14 protein-coding genes are annotated in these 19,219 nt (G+C 67.3%); 12 read left to right on the forward strand and 2 right to left on the reverse strand.

Annotated features, from left to right (window positions below):
* Positions 1–204: 204 nt before the first annotated feature.
* On the reverse strand, positions 205–417 hold the full coding sequence (locus MFF07_RS18970; RefSeq protein WP_147819322.1) for a hypothetical protein: 213 nt from the start codon (positions 415–417) through the stop codon (positions 205–207).
* Between the two features lie 224 nt (positions 418–641).
* On the opposite strand from MFF07_RS18970, the gene MFF07_RS18975 reads away from it, so the two are divergent.
* From MFF07_RS18975 to MFF07_RS18985, 3 genes are all read left to right on the forward strand, one after another.
* Complete coding sequence (locus MFF07_RS18975; RefSeq protein WP_238232621.1) at positions 642–1,796, forward strand: YihY/virulence factor BrkB family protein; 1,155 nt, start codon at positions 642–644, stop codon at positions 1,794–1,796.
* Between the two features lie 65 nt (positions 1,797–1,861).
* Positions 1,862–2,275, forward strand: a complete 414-nt coding sequence (gene msrB / locus MFF07_RS18980) for a peptide-methionine (R)-S-oxide reductase MsrB (RefSeq protein ID WP_147819318.1) — start codon at positions 1,862–1,864, stop codon at positions 2,273–2,275.
* A gap of 278 nt (positions 2,276–2,553) precedes the next feature.
* Positions 2,554–3,456 carry a CYTH domain-containing protein gene (locus MFF07_RS18985; RefSeq protein ID WP_238232622.1) on the forward strand — a complete coding sequence of 301 codons (903 nt, stop codon included), beginning with the start codon at positions 2,554–2,556 and terminating at the stop codon, positions 3,454–3,456.
* A gap of 75 nt (positions 3,457–3,531) precedes the next feature.
* On the opposite strand, the gene MFF07_RS18990 is transcribed toward MFF07_RS18985, so the two are convergent.
* Complete coding sequence (locus tag MFF07_RS18990; RefSeq protein ID WP_238232623.1) at positions 3,532–3,969, reverse strand: L,D-transpeptidase; 438 nt, start codon at positions 3,967–3,969, stop codon at positions 3,532–3,534.
* A 268-nt stretch (positions 3,970–4,237) separates the two neighbouring features.
* On the opposite strand from MFF07_RS18990, the gene MFF07_RS18995 reads away from it, so the two are divergent.
* The 9 genes from MFF07_RS18995 to MFF07_RS19035 all read left to right on the forward strand — a co-directional run bounded on the left by MFF07_RS18995 (position 4,238) and on the right by MFF07_RS19035 (position 19,217).
* Positions 4,238–5,632 (forward strand): dicarboxylate/amino acid:cation symporter, encoded by a 1,395-nt coding sequence (locus MFF07_RS18995; RefSeq protein WP_147817249.1) that lies wholly within the window; start codon positions 4,238–4,240, stop codon positions 5,630–5,632.
* Positions 5,633–5,642: 10 nt separating this feature from the next.
* Positions 5,643–6,557, forward strand: a complete 915-nt coding sequence (locus MFF07_RS19000; protein WP_238232640.1) for an ROK family protein — start codon at positions 5,643–5,645, stop codon at positions 6,555–6,557.
* A gap of 105 nt (positions 6,558–6,662) precedes the next feature.
* The gene (locus MFF07_RS19005; protein ID WP_147817247.1) at positions 6,663–7,955 is read left to right on the forward strand and encodes an aspartate aminotransferase type Ic; all 1,293 of its coding nucleotides are present in this window, start codon (positions 6,663–6,665) and stop codon (positions 7,953–7,955) included.
* A 112-nt stretch (positions 7,956–8,067) separates the two neighbouring features.
* Positions 8,068–8,832 carry an N-acetylmuramoyl-L-alanine amidase family protein gene (locus MFF07_RS19010; RefSeq protein WP_147817246.1) on the forward strand — a complete coding sequence of 255 codons (765 nt, stop codon included), beginning with the start codon at positions 8,068–8,070 and terminating at the stop codon, positions 8,830–8,832.
* A 66-nt stretch (positions 8,833–8,898) separates the two neighbouring features.
* On the forward strand, positions 8,899–9,909 hold the full coding sequence (locus MFF07_RS19015; protein WP_147817245.1) for an ArsR/SmtB family transcription factor: 1,011 nt from the start codon (positions 8,899–8,901) through the stop codon (positions 9,907–9,909).
* Positions 9,910–9,970: 61 nt separating this feature from the next.
* The gene (gene metF / locus MFF07_RS19020) at positions 9,971–10,894 is read left to right on the forward strand and encodes a methylenetetrahydrofolate reductase [NAD(P)H] (RefSeq protein ID WP_147817244.1); all 924 of its coding nucleotides are present in this window, start codon (positions 9,971–9,973) and stop codon (positions 10,892–10,894) included.
* Between the two features lie 101 nt (positions 10,895–10,995).
* A complete protein-coding gene (gene metH / locus MFF07_RS19025; RefSeq protein WP_147817243.1) occupies positions 10,996–14,745 on the forward strand; it encodes a methionine synthase in 3,750 nt (1,249 codons plus the stop codon).
* A 179-nt stretch (positions 14,746–14,924) separates the two neighbouring features.
* The gene (ahcY, locus tag MFF07_RS19030) at positions 14,925–16,331 is read left to right on the forward strand and encodes an adenosylhomocysteinase (RefSeq protein WP_147817242.1); all 1,407 of its coding nucleotides are present in this window, start codon (positions 14,925–14,927) and stop codon (positions 16,329–16,331) included.
* Between the two features lie 369 nt (positions 16,332–16,700).
* The gene (locus MFF07_RS19035) at positions 16,701–19,217 is read left to right on the forward strand and encodes a sensor histidine kinase (RefSeq protein WP_147817241.1); all 2,517 of its coding nucleotides are present in this window, start codon (positions 16,701–16,703) and stop codon (positions 19,215–19,217) included.
* The last annotated feature ends 2 nt before the right edge of the window (positions 19,218–19,219 follow it).

Here is a 19,219-nt window from a genome sequence, read left to right on the forward strand (position 1 = left end):
GTTTTGACACAGCCAGGGTCGTAAGCCGGAGCGGAGAAATCGTCCGCTTCCATGCATTGCCGCCCCTAAGCGGACCGGAAAAATGCGCACAACCGGGTCGTTTGCCTCGATGTCCAACCGAGACACGCCGAGCCCGGCGCCGGCGCAGAACATCGCCGTCCGGCCTTGGCCCAATCCTCTCGCGTCCCGGCGGACAAGCACACCTCAATCGTGCGTCATCATCTCCCGGGCCAACTCCGATGTCGTCAACGGTGCCACCACGCGCTCGGCCGAGGATGGACCGGCAACGCTCCGGTCGATGAAAGCAGTCCGGCTGTCGATGGCAGCGGCGAAGACGGTCAAGGCGACAAACCCGGCGGCGGCGGCGAGTTGCCAGTCGCGCGCCGGCCGATGAGCCTGCAAAGACATCGTGCGCATGGCAAAAAATCCTTTTCGTTCAGTCATTCTCTACTGCGAGAGACTATGGGAAGCTGAACCGCGCGCAATTCGAGCCTCGTTTACCGAGCCTTCGCGGATGGCGAAGGCGGCGGCGGCCGAGATCGCGGCGCGCTTCCCTCGAGCGTCGTCCTGTGCACAAGGAACAGCCAAGCCTAATCGCCGGTTGAACCCGGTCGCTCGAACCCTGGCGTCCCGATCCCATCATGCCGTCGCCGTCACTTCCCCCGCCCGACCGCACCGGCGAGGCGACCTCCGTCCTGTGGACGCTGGCGCTCGGCGCAGCTCTGATCGCCGTGGCGGCGAGCCCGAGACGGTTGCAGGTGCAGAGCGACTCCGACGTCCGGCCGGAGCGGCGTGAAAAGAACGGTGGCGCGCATTCGCATGAGGGGCGGACCGCGCGTTGGGTCGCGGCGACGCAGACGGATCGCGGGCGAGGCGCCAAGGACCCGACCGAAATTCCCGCCTCCGGCTGGAAGGACATCGCCTTCCGGGTGTTTCAAGAGTTCAACAAGGACCGCGTGCTCTCGGTCGCCGCCGGGGTCACGTTCTACACGCTGCTGTCGCTGTTCCCGGCCATCGCCGCGCTCGTCACCTGCTACGGCTTGGTCTCCGATGCGAACACCATCAACGAGCATCTCGCGGCGATGCAGGGCGTGCTGCCGGACAGCGCCATCGAGATCGTCGGAGGACAGGTGAAGCGCATCGCGGCCAAGGGCGGCGGCACCCTGGGGCTGACCTTCTTCACCAGCCTGCTGCTCTCGGTGTGGAGCGCGAACGCCGCCATGAAGGCGATGTTCGATGCGCTGAACGTGGTCTACGAGGAGGAGGAGAAACGCAACATCTTCTGGCTGAACCTGCGCTCGCTGACCTTCACCATCGGCGCGCTGATGTTCGTGATCGTCGCCCTCTCCGCGATCGTCGTCCTGCCGCTGGTGTTCAACTTCTTCGGCCTGGGCGACGGCGCCTGGGCGATCGCGGCCCTGCGCTGGCCGGCGCTCCTCGTCGTCATCCTTGGCGCGCTCACCGTGCTGTATCGCTACGGCCCGAGCCGCGAGCCGGCGCGCTGGCGCTGGGTCGGCCTCGGTGGGGCGGTGGCCGGCCTGCTCTGGATCGTCGCCTCGATCCTGTTCTCCTGGTACGTCGCGAGCTTCGGTTCCTACAACGAGACCTACGGGTCGCTGGGCGCCGTCATCGCCTTCATGACCTGGATCTGGATCTCGGCGACGATCGTGTTGCTCGGCGGCGAGATCAACGCGGAGATCGAGCACCAGACCGGGCACGATTCCACGACGGGCCGCGAGCGCGCGCTGGGCGAGCGGGAGGCCCGCATGGCAGACACCGTCGGTGCGGCAGCCTGAAGCGGCCCTCGTTCGATCGGCCCAGCGACCCCATATCCCGACAACGCAAACATGGGAGGAACGGCATGCCCGAATCCGATACGATCAGCCCGCCGGAGGCACGCAGCGACGCGGAATGGCGCAAGGCCCTCAGCCCCGAACAGTACCGCGTGCTGCGCGAGCACGGGACCGAGCGCGCCGGGACGAGTTGTCTGAACGCGGAGAAGCGGGCCGGCACCTTCACCTGCGTCGGCTGCGGCGCGCCGCTCTTCGAGACCGGCACCAAGTACGAATCCGGCAGCGGCTGGCCGAGCTTCTTCGCGCCCCTCGAAGGTGCCGTCGACACGACGGTCGACCGCAGCCACGGGATGGCGCGTACCGAGGTCCATTGCGCGCGCTGCCAGGGTCATCTCGGACACGTCTTCGATGACGGGCCTGCACCGACCGGACTGCGCTACTGCATGAACGGAGTGTCCCTGCACTTCGAGCCGGCGGATTGATCCGGCCGGGGCTCGAACGGCCGTTCCATGGGGACGGCAGGGTTAATGCCTCGCCAACAAAGAGTGAACCGTCTTGATTTCGACGGCGTTTCGCTTAGCGGTGAAGGGCATAGAGACGCCGAGCGGTTTCACGTCCCGGGTTCGCGACGACGGCACGATGCCGGCGGTGCGGTCGCGGCAAACGGATCCAAGCCTGTTCGCCCGCCGCGAAAGCGACGGTCGACCGGGATCGTGATGTCGAACCGCTCGACGTCGAACCCCGCGGGGAGGTTGAGCGTATGAGTATCGTCCGGCGTTATCTGGTTGCCCCGTCGCTCGTGCGACTGATCCGAAAAGAGCGCGGCGGCGCCCGGATCACCGAGGGTTATTTCGCTCCGCAGGCTGGCCGGACGTCCTACGTCCGGATCGACGGGCAGGATTGCCACCTCGTGCTCGTCACGACGGACGGCGAGGGCCGGGCGAAGGAGGAACGTACCGAGGTCCCGCGCGCCCATGGCGACGCGCTGCTCGACGTCTGCTCCGGCAAGGCCGCCTACGAGCGGACCACCATTCCGTTGGGCGGTCGCGACGTGCAGATCGACCGCTACGTCACACCGCCCGGCCTCGATATCGCCAGCGTCACCTTCGACGACGAAGCCGGTGCGAAGGCTTTCCTCGCCCCGGCCTGGTTCAGTACCGACGTCTCGACCGAGGCGGGCTACGACCGCCACGCCGTCGCGATCAAGGGCGTGCCGGCCTCGCCGGAAATCGGGCTGAACAACGCGGCTCTCAACGCCGTGCTCGACCTGATCGAGCCGCGCTTCGGCTTCGGCAACACCGTGCGTCGGCCGCCCGTCACCGAAGCGCCGGCAATCGCTCCGGCCCCCGCTCCCGCTCCGAGCGCGCCGGCGCCCGCACCTGTGGCGGAGGCTCCTCCTCCGGCGCCGCCCGAGCCTGTCGCCGAAACGCCGCCGGCCGCGGCCGAGCCCGCCAAGCCGTCGCCGGCTTCGGTGGAGATGAAGCCCGCCCCCGCGCCAGCCGAAGACAAGGGCGACGCGCGGATCGACGACGTGATCGAGAGCCTCTCACAGGCCCTCAGCGCGGCCATTCAACAGCCCAAGGAACCGGCCAAGGACGACGAGAACGGCAGCTCGTTCGAACGCTGGACCGTGCGGCCGCGCCGTACGAACCAGCAGACCTGATCTTTCGAGATCAGGGTCCCGTCGTCGCTCGAGAGGGGCCGGCAGCGCATGATGCGCTGACGGCCCCTCTCGCGTTCACCGAATCACGACCTGCGTGCCGCCATAGGCCTGCGTCAGAGCGTAGAGCGCCGCAGCGTTGCCCGGCGCGAGGCGGATGCAACCGTGGCTCGCCTGACGACCGAGATGCCCGACGGCATAGGTACCGTGGATCGCGTAGCCGCCCCGGAAGAACATCGAGTAAGGCATCGGTGAGTTGTGGTACTTCCTCGAGTAGTGCATCCGCGCCATGTGACCGACGCGGTAATTGCCGCTCGGCGTGACGAAGCCCCTGCGCGCCGTGGATACGGCCCAGTCGTGTGCCAGAACGCCGTTGACGTAGACCCTCATGCGCTGGCTCGACTTGCTGATCTGGGCGACAACGCCGGCCTCGGCGGGCGCTGCGGTGACGAAGACGAGCGCGCACAGCGAGAGGGCGGCCAGAATGGCCCTGTTCAAAAAGCGCGAGAAGGTCACGGGATAACTCCGCGTTAAGCAGTCGCCGCCCTCGAAGCTCTTGTAACGACGAGAAAATCTTCGCCGCAGCGAGAAACTCGGCCGCACAAGTACTCGTGCCACCAGCACGTGTGGCGGAAAAGAGGCGCCGCCACATTCTCGACAACTTTCTTGCAAGCAGAGCGCAGTCGAACTACCGACATGCCGTTGAGCAGTAACGGCAAACCCGCTAGCGTCGGCGTAGGGCCCATCAGAGGCCGATTAGGTCTAGTGTTAACGGCGAGGAAACATGGCCCAGTCGATGACGCATGCCCCGGGCGCTGCCGCTCCCGCCGGGCACCACACCCCGTGGTATAGGGTCCTCTATATCCAGGTGCTGATCGCCATCGCGCTGGGCGTATTGCTCGGCTGGCTCCACCCCGAATGGGGCAAGTCGGTGAAGTGGATGGGCGATGCCTTCATCGCTCTCATCAAGATGATGATCGCGCCGATCATCTTCTGTACCATCGTCCACGGCATCGCCTCGATCGGTGACCTCAAGAAGGTCGGCCGCGTCGGCCTGAAGGCGCTGATCTACTTCGAGGTCGTGTCGAGCGTCGCGCTGCTGATCGGCATCCTCGTCGGTGAGATCGTCCGGCCCGGCGCCGGCTTCGGCGCCGACATCAGCAAGCTCGATGCGAAGGCCGTCGAGGGCTACGCCAGCAAGGCCGCCGCCGACTCGACCATCGCCCACCTTCTCGGCATCATCCCCAAGAGCTTCTTCGAGGCGCTCGCCGGCGGCGATCTGCTGCAGGTGCTTCTGGTCTCGATCCTCACCGGCGTCGTCCTCACCGGGATGGGCGCCAAGGGCGAGAGCATCACCCACGGCATCGACGCGGCGGGGCAGGTGTTCTTCCGCATCATCGGCATCATCGTGAAGCTCGCGCCGATCGGCGCCTTCGGCGCGATGGCCTTCACGGTCGGCCAGTACGGCATCGGCAAGGTCATCGATCTCGCCTGGCTGGTGGGCACCTTCTACACCACGTCGCTGCTGTTCATCTTCGTCGTGCTGGGCGGGATCGCGGCCTTCTCCGGCTTCTCGATCTTCAAGTTCCTCGCCTTCATCAAGGACGAGCTGCTGATCGTGCTCGGCACCTCCTCCTCCGAGACGGTGCTGCCGCACATGATGACCAAGATGAAGCGCCTCGGCGCCTCGGATTCGGTCGTCGGGCTCGTCATCCCGACGGGCTATTCGTTCAATCTCGACGGCACCAACATCTACATGACGCTCACCACGCTGTTCCTGGCGCAAGCCGTGGGTGCGGACCTGACCTTCGGCCAGTATGCGACGATCTTCCTCGTCGCGATGCTGACCTCGAAGGGTGCCTCGGGCGTCACCGGCGCGGGCTTCATCACCCTGGCCGCGACGCTCGCTGCAATCCCCGGCAATCCGGTGCCGGTCGCGGCGATGACCCTGGTGCTCGGCGTCGACAAGTTCATGTCGGAGTGCCGCGCGCTGACAAACCTCATCGGCAACGGCGTCGCCACGGTGGTGGTGTCGCGCTGGGAGGGCGAACTCGACCGCGAAAAGCTGCGTCAGGTGATGGCGCACCCGATCGCCATCGGCACCGACATCTCGGACCACTCGCCGGATGCCCCCTCGCAGGTCGGCACCGACGGGCCGCGGATCGTCGCCGCCCAGTAGCCACGCCGCCATGGAGCGGGTGCGCATCGGCATCGATTTCGGCGGCACAAAGATCGCCGGGATCGTGCTGGCGGCGGATGGGCGGACGCTTGCCGCGCGCCGCATCCCGACGCCGCGCGGCGACTATGCCGGGTCGCTCGGCGCCATCGCCGGCCTGGTGGCCAGCCTCGAAACCGAGGCGGGGATCGCCGGCGGCAGTGTCGGCATCGGCATGCCCGGCGCGGTCTCGCCGGCCACGGGTCTCATCAAGAACGCCAACTCGACCTGGCTGATCGGCACGCCATTCGAGGCCGACCTGACGCAAGCGCTTGGTCGGCCGGTGCGGATCGAGAACGACGCGAACTGCCTCGCCGTCTCCGAAGCCAATGACGGGGCCGGCGCCGGCGCGCATCTCGTCTGGGCCGCGATCCTTGGGACCGGCATCGGCTCGGGCATCGCCATCGACGGGCGTCCGCTCTCCGGCCGAGGGAGGGTCAGCGGTGAATGGGGCCACAACCCCCTGCCCTGGCCCCGCGACGACGAGCGTCCCGGTCCCGCCTGCTATTGCGGCCGCCACGGCTGCATCGAGACTTGGCTTTCCGGTCCGGCGCTGGCCGCCGACCACAGGCGCCGCACGGCGCAAGCCCTGACCGGGGAGGCGATCGTCGCGGCGATGCGCACCGGTGATCCCGATGCGAAAGGCACCTTCGCGGTCCTGCTCGACCGGATGGGCCGGGGCATCGCCCATGTCGTGAACATCCTCGATCCGGACGTGATCGTGCTTGGCGGCGGCCTCTCGACGGTGCCGGAGCTCGTCGCCGGCCTGCCCGCGGCGATCGGTCCGCACGTCTTCTCCGACGTGTTCGACACGCCGGTCCGGGCGAGCCTGCACGGCGACGCCTCGGGCGTGCGCGGTGCGGCCTGGCTCTGGGACGCGCCCATCTGAGGGCTGCATGGGAGCGTTCCATGTGCGCTCCCTACACAGGGAGGCCGGCCGCTTGTATGGGGGAGCCCGATCCCGCCCCTTAGCCTTCTCGCGTTCGAGGTATCGATGACGACGCTCACCAGCCTGGATTCCGACGCGCTGCGCAGCCTGCACGACACGACGCGCGCCGAGTACGAGGCCTTCAAGGCGCGCGGGCTCAAGCTCGACATGACCCGCGGAAAACCCTCGCCCGAGCAGCTCGACCTCTCGAACCCGATGCTGACCCTGCCCGGCAACGGCGACTTCTTCGCCGAGGGCAACGTCGACGCCCGCAATTACGGCGGCCTGCAGGGCCTGCCCGAGACCCGCGCGCTGTTCTCGCAGATGGTGCAGGCGCCGGCCGAGCAGATCGTCGTCGGCGACAATTCGAGCCTCGCGCTCATGCACGGCACCATCGCCTCGGCCATGCTGAAGGGCGTGCCGGGCTCGACGGCGCCCTGGGGCCAGGGTGCTCCGACCTTCCTCTGCCCCGTCCCCGGCTACGACCGCCACTTCGCGATCTGCGAAGAGTTCGGCATTCGCATGATCCCGGTGCCGATGACCGGCCACGGACCTGACATGGACGCGGTCGAGCGCCTTGTCGCCGATCCGGCCGTGAAGGGCATCTGGTGCGTGCCGAAATACTCGAACCCGTCGGGCGAGACCTATTCGGAGGAGACCTCGCGCCGTCTCGCCGCGATGGAGACCGCCGCGCCGGACTTCCGGATCATGTGGGACAACGCCTATTCGGTCCATCACCTCACCCAGGACCACCACACCGTCCCCGATATCCTGGCGCTCTGCACTGATGCCGGAAACCCGGACCGGGCCTTCATCTTCGCCTCGACCTCGAAGGTGACGCTCGCCGGCGCGGGCCTCGCCTTCTTCGCGAGCTCGCCCGAGAACGTGCGCTGGTACCTGGAGCGCGCCGCCTTCCGCACGATCGGCCCGGACAAGCTCAACCAGCTCCGCCACGTCCGCTTCCTCAAGGACAATGCCGGACTCGAGAAGCACATGGCGGCGCAGGCCGCGATCATCGCGCCGAAATTCGAGGCGTTGCTCGAGACTCTCGAGGCGAAACTCGGTGGCACGGGCGCCGCCGAATGGCTGCGCCCGGAAGGCGGCTACTTCGTCACCGTCGACGCCGTCGAGGGTACGGCCAAGCGGATCGTGACGCTCGCCAAGGATGCCGGCATCGCCCTGACGCCGGCCGGCGCGACCTCGCCTTATGGTCGCGATCCGCACGACCGGACGTTGCGCCTCGCGCCGACCTTCCCATCCCTGTCGGACGTGCGCGCCGCCTCGGAGGGCATCGCGCTCTGCATCCTGCTCGCGGCAATCGAGAAGCGGGCGGGCGATGCGCCCGGCGCGAGCCGCTAAATCCGAGGCGGACCAAGCCGGCTCGGCACGCTCCCGGCAACCGAGCCTCGCTTGCATCGCCTGCGGCGCACCTTAAACGGGTATCATCGGGGCGGCACGGACGGGTCTTCGCATGCGCAGCTTTCGGCCTGCGGCGACGTCCTCGTGCGGCGCGGTCCTCGTGCTGCTGTGCGTGCAGGCCTCACCGGCCGCGGCACAATGCGACCGGTCCGCGTTCCGGATCGTCCTGGACGTCGGCCACAGCCCCGAATCGCCCGGCGCCACGAGTGCCCGCGGCGTCGACGAGTACCGCTTCAATCTGAGCCTCGCCGGGGTGATCGAGACGCACCTCGTCCGGCAGGGCTACGCCGAGACAACGCGGATGCTGTCCGACGGTGGTAGGGCGGGGCTTGGAATGCGGGCGGCCAAGGCGAACGCGCTCGCGCCCAGCCTCTTTCTCTCGGTGCACCACGATTCCGTGCAGAAGGCCTATTTGAAGACCTGGATGGTCGAGGGTACCGAGCGAAAGTTCAGTGACCGCTTCAAGGGGTGGTCGCTGTTCGTGTCGCAGGCCAACGGACGTTTCCGCGAGAGCGCTGCTTTCGCGCAGATGCTCGCGGACCGGCTGCTCGCCGCCGGCCTGCCCTTCACCCGCCATCACGCGGAAAAGCTCCGTGGCGAGAGCCGTCCCTTTCTGGACGCCGAGCGCGGAATCTACCGCTTCGACGAGCTCGCCGTGCTGAAGGCGACGGAAGCGCCAGCCGTGTTGATGGAAGCCGGCCTCATCATCAACCGCGACGAAGAGCTGTTGCTTTCAGCTCCAGAGCGCCAGGACCGGATCGCTGCGGCCATCACCGCTGCCGTCGATGACTTCTGTTCGGCGCAGGCCGGACCGTAATGACGGCTCAGAGACCGGACCAGAAAGCGCTTGCCAACGGTTCGCGTCGAACATAAAGATATCTTTATGTCTAACACGGGCCAGGATACGATTGCGTCGATCCCGTTCGCGGAAGCGGTCGGCATGCTGCGCGCCGTCGCCGAAGAGACGCGGCTGCGGATCCTTGCCCTGCTCGCCGACGGCGAATTGTCGGTCACCGACCTCACCGATATCCTGGGCCAGTCCCAGCCGCGCATCTCGCGCCATCTGAAGCTTCTCGTCGAGGCCGGGCTGGTCGAGCGCCATCGCGAGGGCGCCTGGGCGTTCTTCCGGTTGCGCGAGGGCCGTGCCGGCCTGATCGACCCGATGATCGCCGGACTCGATCGCAAGAATGCTCCACTTTCCGAGGACCGGGCTCGGCTGGAGGCCGTCCGCGAACAGCGCGCCGAGTCGGCGCAGGCCTTCTTCGCGCGGCTCGCTCCAAAATGGGACCGTCTGCGCTCGCTCCACGTGCCCGAGGCGACGGTGGAGGCCGCTGTGCGCGATGCGCTCGGTGATCGCCCGATCCGCAGCCTCGTCGATCTCGGCACCGGGACCGGCCGCATGCTCGGGCTGCTCGCGCCGCTGGCGACGCGCGCGACCGGGCTGGATTCCAGTCATGCGATGCTCTCGGTGGCGCGGGCCAACCTGGAGCAGGCGGGTCTCGCCAAGGTCGACCTGCGCCAGGGCGACATCCATGCGCCGCCGTTCGGCCGCGGCGGGTTCGATCTCGTCGTCGTGCATCAGGTGCTGCACTACCTCGACGATCCGGCGCGCGCGCTCCGCGAAGCCGTGCGGCTCGTGGCACCGGGCGGGCGCCTGCTCGTGGTCGATTTCGCGCCGCACGGCCTCGAACATCTGCGCGAGGCTCAAGCCCACCGCCGCCTCGGCTTCGCGGCCGACCAAGTCACCAACTGGCTCGTCGAGTCCGGCCTCGACCGTGTCGAGCACCGCGACATCGCGCCGACCGACGGCACCGAGCACCCGCTGACCGTGACCCTCTGGCTCGCCGAGGACACGGCCGTCACCGCACTCAATTCCGAACGCGCCGTCGCCTGAAAGGGCGAGCCTGCGCTATCCTTCCCGCCTCGTCTGAACCAGAGACATAGAGGACGATACGATGCCCGACGCCAACTCCCACCGCGCCAGCCGCGACGGCTTCCGCCCGATCCGCGTCTCGATCGAGTTCTTCCCGCCGAAGACCGACGAGATGGAAAAGATTCTGTGGTCGTCGATCGAGCGGCTCGCGCCGCTGCAGCCGAAATTCGTCTCGGTCACCTACGGTGCCGGCGGCTCGACGCGCGAGCGCACGCACAACACCGTCGCGCGCATGGTCAAGGAGACCAGCCTCAAGCCGGCCGCGCACCTCACCTGCGTCAACGCCACCAAGGAAGAGATCGACGAGGTCGTGCAGTCCTATTGGGATGCCGGCGTCCGCCACATCGTGGCGCTCCGCGGCGATCCGGCCGACGGCGTCGGCGCGACCTACAAGCCGCATCCGGGCGGATACGCCCAATCCTGCGATCTCGTCGCCGGCATCAAGAAGATCGGCGACTTCAAGGTCGCGGTCTCGGCCTATCCCGAGATGCACCCAGAGGCCGCCTCGATGGACGCGGACATCGACGCGCTGAAGGCGAAGGTCGATGCCGGCGCCGACCAGGCCATCACCCAGTTCTTCTTCGAGAACGACATCTACCTGCGCTACCTCGACAAGGTCCGTGCGGCCGGGATCACGATTCCGATCATCCCGGGCATCCTGCCGGTGCAGAACTTCAAGCAGGCCGCGAATTTCGCCCGCCGCACCGGCGCGTCGGTGCCCTACTGGCTCGCCGCCCGCTTCGAAGGCCTCGAGAACGATCCCGATACCCGCCGCCTCGTCGCGGCCGCCGTCGCGGCCGAGCAGGTCGTCGACCTCGTCGACCAGGGCATCAACGACTTCCACTTCTACTCGATGAACCGCTCCGACCTCGTCTATGCGATCTGCCATATCCTGGGCCTGCGCTCGCAGGGGACCAAGGTGGCGGAGCGGAAGGCGGCGGCTTAAGTCGCGCTGAATTTCCTTCCTGACCCTTCGAGGCCGCCGCTTCCTGCCGGCGCCTCAGGGTGAGGTGGTTTGATGGGACTTGGCGTCCCCGAGGATACGCAATGACAGAACTCCGCCCCGTCGACGGCACCGAGATCGAAGCCGCGCTCCGTCAGCGCGCCAGCGAAAAAATCCTCGTGCTCGACGGCGCGATGGGCACGGTGATCCAGCGGCTCGGCTACGGCGAGGCGGACTTTCGCGGTTCGCGGTTCATGGATCACTCCCATGATCAGAAGGGCAACAACGACCTTCTGATCCTGACGCAGCCCGATGCGATCCGGCAGATCCATCTCGACTACTTCCTCGCCGGCGCCGACGTCTGCGAGACCAACACCTTTTCCGGCACGACGATCGCCCAGGCCGATTACGGCATGGAATCGATCATCCACGAGTTGAACAGCGAGGGCGCGCGGCTGGCCCGCGAGGCGGCCAAGCTCGCCGAGGAGCAGGATGGCCGCCGCCGCTTCGTCGCCGGTGCCATCGGCCCGACCAACCGCACGCTCTCGATCTCGCCGGACGTGAACAACCCCGGCTACCGCGCCGTGACCTTCGATCAGGTCAAGGAGGCCTATGCCGAGCAGGTCCGCGGCCTGATGGATGGCGGCGCCGAGCTGATCCTGATCGAGACGATCTTCGACACGCTCAACGCCAAGGCCGCCATCGCCGCCACCTGGCAGGTCTTCGACGAGCGCGGCGTCAAGCTGCCGATCCAGATCTCCGGCACCATCACCGACCTCTCCGGCCGCACCCTCTCGGGCCAGACGCCCGAGGCGTTCTGGAACGCGCTGCGCCACTGCGCGCCGATGACTTTCGGCCTCAACTGCGCGCTCGGCGCCAAGGAGATGCGCGGCCATATCAGCGAGCTCTCGCGCATCTGCGACACGCTGGTCTGCGCCTATCCGAATGCCGGCTTGCCGAACGAGTTCGGGCTCTACGACGAGAGCCCCGAGGCGATGGGCAAGCTCGTCGGCGAATTCGCGGCGTCCGGCATCGTCAACATGGTCGGCGGCTGCTGCGGCACGACGCCGGACCACATCCGCGCCATCGCGGAGGCCGTCGCCGACAAGAAGCCACGCGCCATTCCGGACGTGCCGCGCCTGATGCGCCTGTCGGGCCTGGAGCCCTTCACGCTCGCGAAGGAGATCCCCTTCGTGAACGTCGGCGAGCGCACGAACGTCACCGGCTCGGCCAAGTTCCGCAAGCTCATCAAGAACGGCGATTTTTCTGCCGCCCTCGACGTCGCCCGCGATCAGGTCGCGGCCGGCGCGCAGATCATCGACATCAACATGGACGAGGGCCTACTCGACTCGCAGAAAGCGATGGTCGAGTTCCTCAACCTCGTCGCCGCCGAGCCCGACATCGCCCGCGTGCCGGTGATGGTCGATTCCTCGAAGTTCGAGGTGATCGAAGCCGGCCTGAAGTGCATCCAGGGCAAGCCGATCGTGAACTCGATCTCCATGAAGGAGGGCGAGGAGAAGTTCATCGAAGCCGCCAAGATCTGCCGGTCCTATGGCGCGGCCATCGTGGTCATGGCCTTCGACGAGGAGGGCCAGGCCGACACGCTGGAGCGCAAGGTCGAGATCTGCACCCGCGCCTACAAGATCCTGACCGAGGAGATCGGCTTCCCGCCGGAAGACATCATCTTCGATCCGAACGTGTTTGCGGTCGCCACCGGCATCGAGGAGCACAACGGCTACGGCGTCGCCTTCATCGAGGCGACCCGGATCATCCGCGAGACCCTGCCCCACACCCACATCTCGGGCGGCATCTCGAACCTCAGCTTCGCCTTCCGCGGCAACGAGCCGGTGCGCGAGGCGATGCACGCGGTGTTCCTGTACCACGCCATCCAGGTCGGCATGGACATGGGCATCGTCAACGCCGGCCAGCTCGCGGTCTACGACGAGTTGCCGCCCGAGCTGCGCGAGCTCTGCGAGGACGTCGTCCTCAACCGGCGCGACGATTCCACCGAGCGGCTTCTCGACGCCGCGGAGCGCTTCAAGAGCGGCGGCGAGGCCAAGGCCAAGACCACCGATCTGCGCTGGCGCGAGGCCCCGGTCGAGAAGCGGATCGAACACGCGCTCGTCAACGGCATCACCGAATACATCCTCGCCGACACGGAAGAGGCCCGCCAGGGCGTCGAGCGCCCGCTCCACGTCATCGAGGGCCCGCTGATGGCCGGCATGAACGTGGTCGGCGACCTGTTCGGCTCCGGAAAGATGTTCCTGCCGCAGGTGGTGAAGTCGGCCCGCGTGATGAAGCAGGCGGTCGCCTATCTCGAGCCGTACATGGAGGCCGAAAAGCTCGCCAACGGCGGCGACGGCAAGCGGCGCGCCGCCGGCAAGGTGCTGATGGCCACCGTGAAGGGCGACGTCCACGACATCGGCAAGAACATTGTCGGCGTCGTGCTCGCCTGCAACAACTACGAGATCATCGATCTCGGCGTGATGGTGCCGGCCGCCAAGATCCTCGACATCGCTAAGAAGGAGGAGGTCGACATCATCGGCCTCTCCGGCCTGATCACGCCATCCCTCGACGAGATGGTCCACGTCGCCGCCGAGATGGAGCGCGAGGGTTTTTCCGTTCCTCTGCTGATCGGCGGGGCGACGACGAGCCGCGTGCATACAGCCGTGAAGATCGACCCGGCCTACAATCGCGGCCAGACGATCTACGTCACCGATGCCAGCCGTGCGGTCGGCGTCGTGTCGAGCCTGATCTCGAAGGAGACCCGCGGCGGCGTCATCGAGAAGATCCAGGCGGAGTACCGCAAGGTCGCCGAGGCCCATGCCCGCTCGGAGATGGACAAGACCCGGCTGCCGCTGGCCAAGGCCCGCGCCAACCCCTTCAAGATCGACTGGTCCGGCTACGCGCCGAAGAAGCCCTCGTTCACCGACGCCCGCGTGTTCGGCTCCTACGAGGTCGCCGATCTCGTGCCGTATATCGACTGGACGCCGTTCCTGCAGACCTACGAGTTCAAGGGTCGCTACCCCGCGATCTTCGAGGATCCCGAGCAGGGGCCGGCGGCCAAGGCGCTGTTCGACGACGCGCAGGAGATGCTGAAGCAGATCGTCGCGGAGCGCTGGTTCAACCCGAAGGGCATCATCGGTTTCTGGCCCGCCAACAGCGTCGGCGACGACATCCAGCTCTATACCGGCGAGAGCCGGACCGACGTGCTCGCGACCTTCCACGGCCTGCGCCAGCAGCTCTCGAAGCGCGACGGGCGGGCGAACACCTGCATCTCCGACTTCGTCGCGCCGAAGGACAGCGGGATCGGCGACTATGTCGGCGGGTTCGTCGTGACGGCGGGCTTGGAAGAGGTGAGAATCGCCGAGCGCTTCGAGCGGGCGAACGACGATTACCGCTCGATCCTGGTCAAGGCGCTCGCCGACCGCATCGCCGAGGCCTTTGCCGAACGCATGCACGAGCGGGTCCGGCGCGAGTTCTGGGGCTACGCGCCCGACGAAACCATCGCAACCGAGGAACTCGTCCACGAGAAGTACGACGGCATCCGCCCGGCCGCCGGCTATCCGGCTCAGCCCGATCACACCGAGAAGGTCACGCTGTTCGACCTGCTCAAGGCCGAGCGCCGCATCGGCGTGAAGCTGACCGAGTCCTACGCGATGTGGCCGGGCTCCTCGGTCTCGGGTCTCTACATCGCCCACCCGCAGTCGCACTATTTCGGCGTCGCGAAGGTCGAACGCGACCAGGTCGAGGATTACGCCGGGCGCAAGGGCATGGACATCCGGGAGACCGAGCGCTGGCTCGGGCCGATCCTGAACTACGACCCGAAGAGCTACCTCGTCGCGGCGGAGTAGCCGGGGCGTCTGCCGGACCGACCACCGTCATCGCGAGCGCAGCGAAGCGATGACGGAAGGGGCACCCAGGCCCATCCAGCTTCGAACTTATATAAAGACATCTTTATGTCTTGATTGATTCCTATCCCGGCGCCTGCTAGGGACGCCGTCGAACACCGACACAGCAAGAGGACACACACATGGCTGCCGCCAACGACTACATCGTCAAGGACATCGCGCTCGCCGAGTACGGCCGCAAAGAGATCTCGATCGCCGAGACCGAGATGCCGGGCCTGATGGCCACCCGCGAGGAATACGGCGCGTCGCAGCCGCTCAAGGGCGCGAAGATCGCCGGCTCGCTGCACATGACGATCCAGACCGCGGTGCTGATCGAGACGCTCAAGGCTCTCGGCGCCGACATCCGCTGGGTCTCGTGCAACATCTATTCGACCCAGGACCACGCCGCCGCCGCGATCGCCGCCGCCGGCATCCCCGTCTTCGCCATCAAGGGCGAGACGCTCGAGGATTACTGGAACTACACCGCCCGCCTGTTCGACTGGCATGACGGCTCCATGCCGAACATGATTTTGGACGACGGCGGCGATGCGACGATGTTCGTCCATCTCGGCCTCCGCGCCGAGAACGGCGACACGGCATTCCTCGACAAGCCCGAGTCCGAGGAGGAAGAAATCTTCTTCGCGCTTCTCAAGAAGAAGCTGCAGGAGAAGCCGAAGGGCTGGTTCGCCGGCCTCGCCGACTCCATCAAGGGCGTCTCGGAAGAGACCACCACCGGCGTTCACCGCCTCTACAACCTCGCCAAGGAGGGCAAGCTGCTCTTCCCGGCGATCAACGTGAACGACGCCGTCACCAAGTCCAAGTTCGACAACCTCTACGGCTGTCGCGAGTCCCTGGTCGACGGCATCCGCCGCGGCACCGACGTGATGATGGCCGGCAAGGTCGCCATGGTTGCGGGCTTCGGCGACGTCGGCAAGGGCTCGGCTTCCTCGCTGCGCCACGCCGGCTGCCGCGTGCTGGTCTCGGAGGTCGATCCGATCTGCGCGCTTCAGGCCGCGATGGAAGGCTACGAGGTCGTGACGATGGAAGACGCGGCACCCCGCGCCGACATCTTCGTCACCGCTACCGGCAACAAGGACATCATCACGATCGAGCACATGCGGGCCATGAAGGACCGCGCGATCGTGTGCAACATCGGCCACTTCGACAACGAGATCCAGGTCGCCGGCCTGAAGAACCTCCGCTGGTCGAACATCAAGCCGCAGGTCGACGAGATCACCTTCGCCGACGGCCATCGCATCATCCTGTTGTCGGAAGGCCGCCTGGTGAACCTCGGCAATGCCACCGGCCATCCGTCCTTCGTGATGTCTGCATCCTTCACCAATCAGACGCTCGCCCAGATCGAACTCTGGACGAACCCCGGCAAGTACGAGAAGCAGGTCTACACACTGCCGAAGGCCCTCGACGAGAAGGTGGCCATGCTTCATCTCGAGAAGATCGGCGTAAAGTTGTCGAAGCTTCGGCCCGATCAGGCGGCCTATATCGGCGTCAGCGAGAACGGCCCGTTCAAGCCCGATCACTACCGCTACTGAGCTTTCGCCTCCGGCGCAGCGACGCCGGAGACTTCATCGAGACTGAAAAGCCCGGCCTTGCGCCGGGCTTTTCCTGTTTCGTTCTCAGTCCAAAAACGATCCACCGGCTTGAGCTGAAGTCAAGACCGGTTTTTCGAACTGTGGCTTTTCTGCGCTCGATCGCGGTGGCGTGCATTTCACCCCGATTTCCCCCTTCCGGCGCGATTCCACGCCGCGATATGGTGAACTGATTCCTCAGGTGAGGTTGCTCCGCGCCCGGCGTTTTCCGGGTTCGGGACCGGCAGAATACGCCGGACGGGACCGCTCGATCGAGCGCCCCGGCGGCACCTCGTCGGCGGTGCGTCGGCGACTCGTGAAGGCGGTGGGGACATGGGGGTCGAAAGGGCGGTGCGTGGCCTGACACGCGCCGGCACGCTCTGCGTGGTCTTCGCCTGCGCGCCCGATGCGGCGATGGCGCAGGATATCGGAACACCGACCGGGCGGCCGTTGATGCACGCCATGCCCGCTCACAACGTCACCGTGCTCGCCGTCGTCATTGGGCTCATCGTCTTCGCCACGATCCTGTCGCTGCTGTACCTGCACGAGCGCTCCGGCTGGAGCCGCCGCGAGCGGGGCCTGCAGGCGGCGCTCGCGGACTTGCAGGGTGCGCATGACAGGGCCGAACTGCTGCTCCATGCGGACAGCCAGGTCATCGTCTCGTGGGCCGGACGCGGCGAACCCATGATCGAGGGCGATGCCGGCTTCGCTCTCGACGGCACCCCGCTCGGGGCCGTCGCGGGCGGCCTCGGCGGCACTCGCCGGATCCTCGCCTTCGGCAGCTGGCTGACACCGGGGGACGCGACGGCCCTCGAGGACGAGATCGACTCCCTGCGCCGGCGCGGCGCCGGGTTCCGCCGCACGCTGCGAACGCCTTCGGGCCGCTTCGTCGAGGCACAGGGTCAGGCGGTGAGCGGCCGGGCGTTGCTGCGCCTTCGCGAGACCACCGGCGAGCACCGCGCGCTGATCGAGGCCCGCGCCGGCATCGAGGCCGCGGCCGACGAGATCCTCGCCCTTCACAGCCTGCTCGACGCGATCCCGCAGCCGGTCTGGCACCGCGACCGCGGCGGCGCGCTGGCCTTCGTCAACACGGCCTACGTTTCCGCCGTCGAGGGCGGCAGCCGCGACGGCGTCCTGCGCGCCGGCACCGAACTGCTCGACAGGAGCGCCAGAGATCGCGTGGCACGCGAGGAGACCGGCCTCAACGGTTCGCCGCAGGCCCTGCGCCTGTCGGGCGTGGTCGCGGGAGCGCGGCGCATTCTCGACGTCAGCGAGAGCACGGCCGAAGGCGGCCGGGTCGGCATTGCCGTGGACGTCACCGATCTCGAGAGCGTGAAGGCCGACCACCAGCGCCAGATGGCGGCCCATGTCCGCACCCTCGACCAGTTGCCGACGGCCGTGGCGATGTTCGACCAGGGCCAGCGCCTGATCTTCCACAACGCCGCCTACCAGAAGCTCTGGGACCTCGACACGGCCTTCCTCGACAGCCGGCCGCTCGACGGCGAGATTCTCGATCGGCTCCGGGTCATGCGCAAGCTCCCCGAGCAGGCCGACTTCCGCAGCTGGAAGGCCGAGGTCCTCGCCGCCTACCGCGCCGTCGAGGCGACGGACGGCCCCTGGTACCTGCCCGACGGCCGCACGCTCAACGTCGTCGCCGACCCCAACCCGCAGGGTGGCCTGACCTACCTGTTCCAGGACCTCTCCGAAAACCTGAAGCTCGAATCCCGCTATTCGGCGGCGATGAAGGAGCAGGCCGAGACCCTCGACACCCTCAAGGAGCCGGTGGCGCTGTTCGGTGCCGACGGCCGGCTGCGCCTCGCCAACCAGGCCTTCCAGGCGGTCTGGCGGATCAACGAAGCGAGCGTGAAGGACCATCCGCGCATCGATGCGGTGATCGCGGCCTGCCGCACGATCTCGCCGGACCCGGAACCGTGGATGGACATCCGCGGGATGGTCACGGGCCTGAGCGAGACGCGCTCCGACCTGTCCTGCCGTCTCGAGGTGCTGGACGGCAGCGTGCTCGACTGTACCGCCCGGCCGCTCAACGCAGGCGCGACCCTGCTGACCTTCATCGACGTGACGGCCAGCGTGAACGTCGAGCGCGCGCTGACCGAGAAGAACGATGCCCTGGAGCGCGCCGCGCAGCTGCGCGACACCTTCGTCCACCACGTCTCCTACGAGCTGCGCTCGCCGCTCACCAACATCATCGGCTTCACCGAGCTGTTGGGCGACGAGACGGTGGGCGCCCTCAACGAGCGCCAGCGCGAGTACTCGGACCACATCAAGGGCTCGTCCTCGGCGCTGCTCGCCATCATCAACGACATCCTCGACCTCGCCTCCATCGACGCGCATTCGCTGGCCCTGCAGCGCGAGACCGTCGACGTGCGCTCGACCATCGAGGCGGCGGCGCGCGGCGTCGAGGACCGGCTGAAGGAGTCGAGCATCGCCCTCGATCTCGACGTGCCCGGCAATGTCGGCAGCTTCCCCGCGGACGCCAAACGCATCCGGCAGATCCTGTTCAACCTGCTCTCCAATGCCGTGGGCTTCTCGAAGGCGGGCCAGCGCGTGCGGGTCGAGGCCCGGCGAACCGCGGAGGAACTCGTGCTCAAGGTGGTCGACCACGGCCGCGGCATCCCGCAGGACGTGATCACGCGGGTCTTCGAGCGGTTCGAGAGCCACACCCTCGGCACCAAGCATCGCGGCGTCGGACTCGGCCTCTCGATCGTTCGGTCCTTCGTCGAGCTGCATGGCGGCCGGGTCACGATCGAGTCGGCGCTCGGAGCCGGCACCAGCGTCACCTGCAGCTTTCCGCTGGAGACGGCGGACGGCAACCGCGAAGCCGCGGAGTAGCG

This window comes from Methylobacterium thuringiense, assembly GCF_022179645.1.
Classification (GTDB): domain Bacteria; phylum Pseudomonadota; class Alphaproteobacteria; order Rhizobiales; family Beijerinckiaceae; genus Methylobacterium; species Methylobacterium thuringiense.

Excerpts from the sequence above, each read along its gene's own strand:
- ahcY (WP_147817242.1), top strand. The coding sequence starts at position 14,925 with ATGGCTGCCGCCAACGACTACATCGTCAAGGACATCGCGCTCGCCGAG.
- MFF07_RS18985 (WP_238232622.1), top strand. The coding sequence starts at position 2,554 with ATGAGTATCGTCCGGCGTTATCTGGTTGCCCCGTCGCTCGTGCGACTG.
- MFF07_RS18970 (WP_147819322.1), bottom strand. The coding sequence starts at position 417 with ATGCGCACGATGTCTTTGCAGGCTCATCGGCCGGCGCGCGACTGGCAA.
- MFF07_RS19000 (WP_238232640.1), top strand. The coding sequence starts at position 5,643 with ATGGAGCGGGTGCGCATCGGCATCGATTTCGGCGGCACAAAGATCGCC.
- MFF07_RS19010 (WP_147817246.1), top strand. The coding sequence starts at position 8,068 with ATGCGCAGCTTTCGGCCTGCGGCGACGTCCTCGTGCGGCGCGGTCCTC.
- msrB (WP_147819318.1), top strand. The coding sequence starts at position 1,862 with ATGCCCGAATCCGATACGATCAGCCCGCCGGAGGCACGCAGCGACGCG.
- MFF07_RS18995 (WP_147817249.1), top strand. The coding sequence starts at position 4,238 with ATGGCCCAGTCGATGACGCATGCCCCGGGCGCTGCCGCTCCCGCCGGG.
- metF (WP_147817244.1), top strand. The coding sequence starts at position 9,971 with ATGCCCGACGCCAACTCCCACCGCGCCAGCCGCGACGGCTTCCGCCCG.
- metH (WP_147817243.1), top strand. The coding sequence starts at position 10,996 with ATGACAGAACTCCGCCCCGTCGACGGCACCGAGATCGAAGCCGCGCTC.
- MFF07_RS19035 (WP_147817241.1), top strand. The coding sequence starts at position 16,701 with ATGGGGGTCGAAAGGGCGGTGCGTGGCCTGACACGCGCCGGCACGCTC.
- MFF07_RS19015 (WP_147817245.1), top strand. The coding sequence starts at position 8,899 with ATGTCTAACACGGGCCAGGATACGATTGCGTCGATCCCGTTCGCGGAA.
- MFF07_RS18975 (WP_238232621.1), top strand. The coding sequence starts at position 642 with ATGCCGTCGCCGTCACTTCCCCCGCCCGACCGCACCGGCGAGGCGACC.
- MFF07_RS19005 (WP_147817247.1), top strand. The coding sequence starts at position 6,663 with ATGACGACGCTCACCAGCCTGGATTCCGACGCGCTGCGCAGCCTGCAC.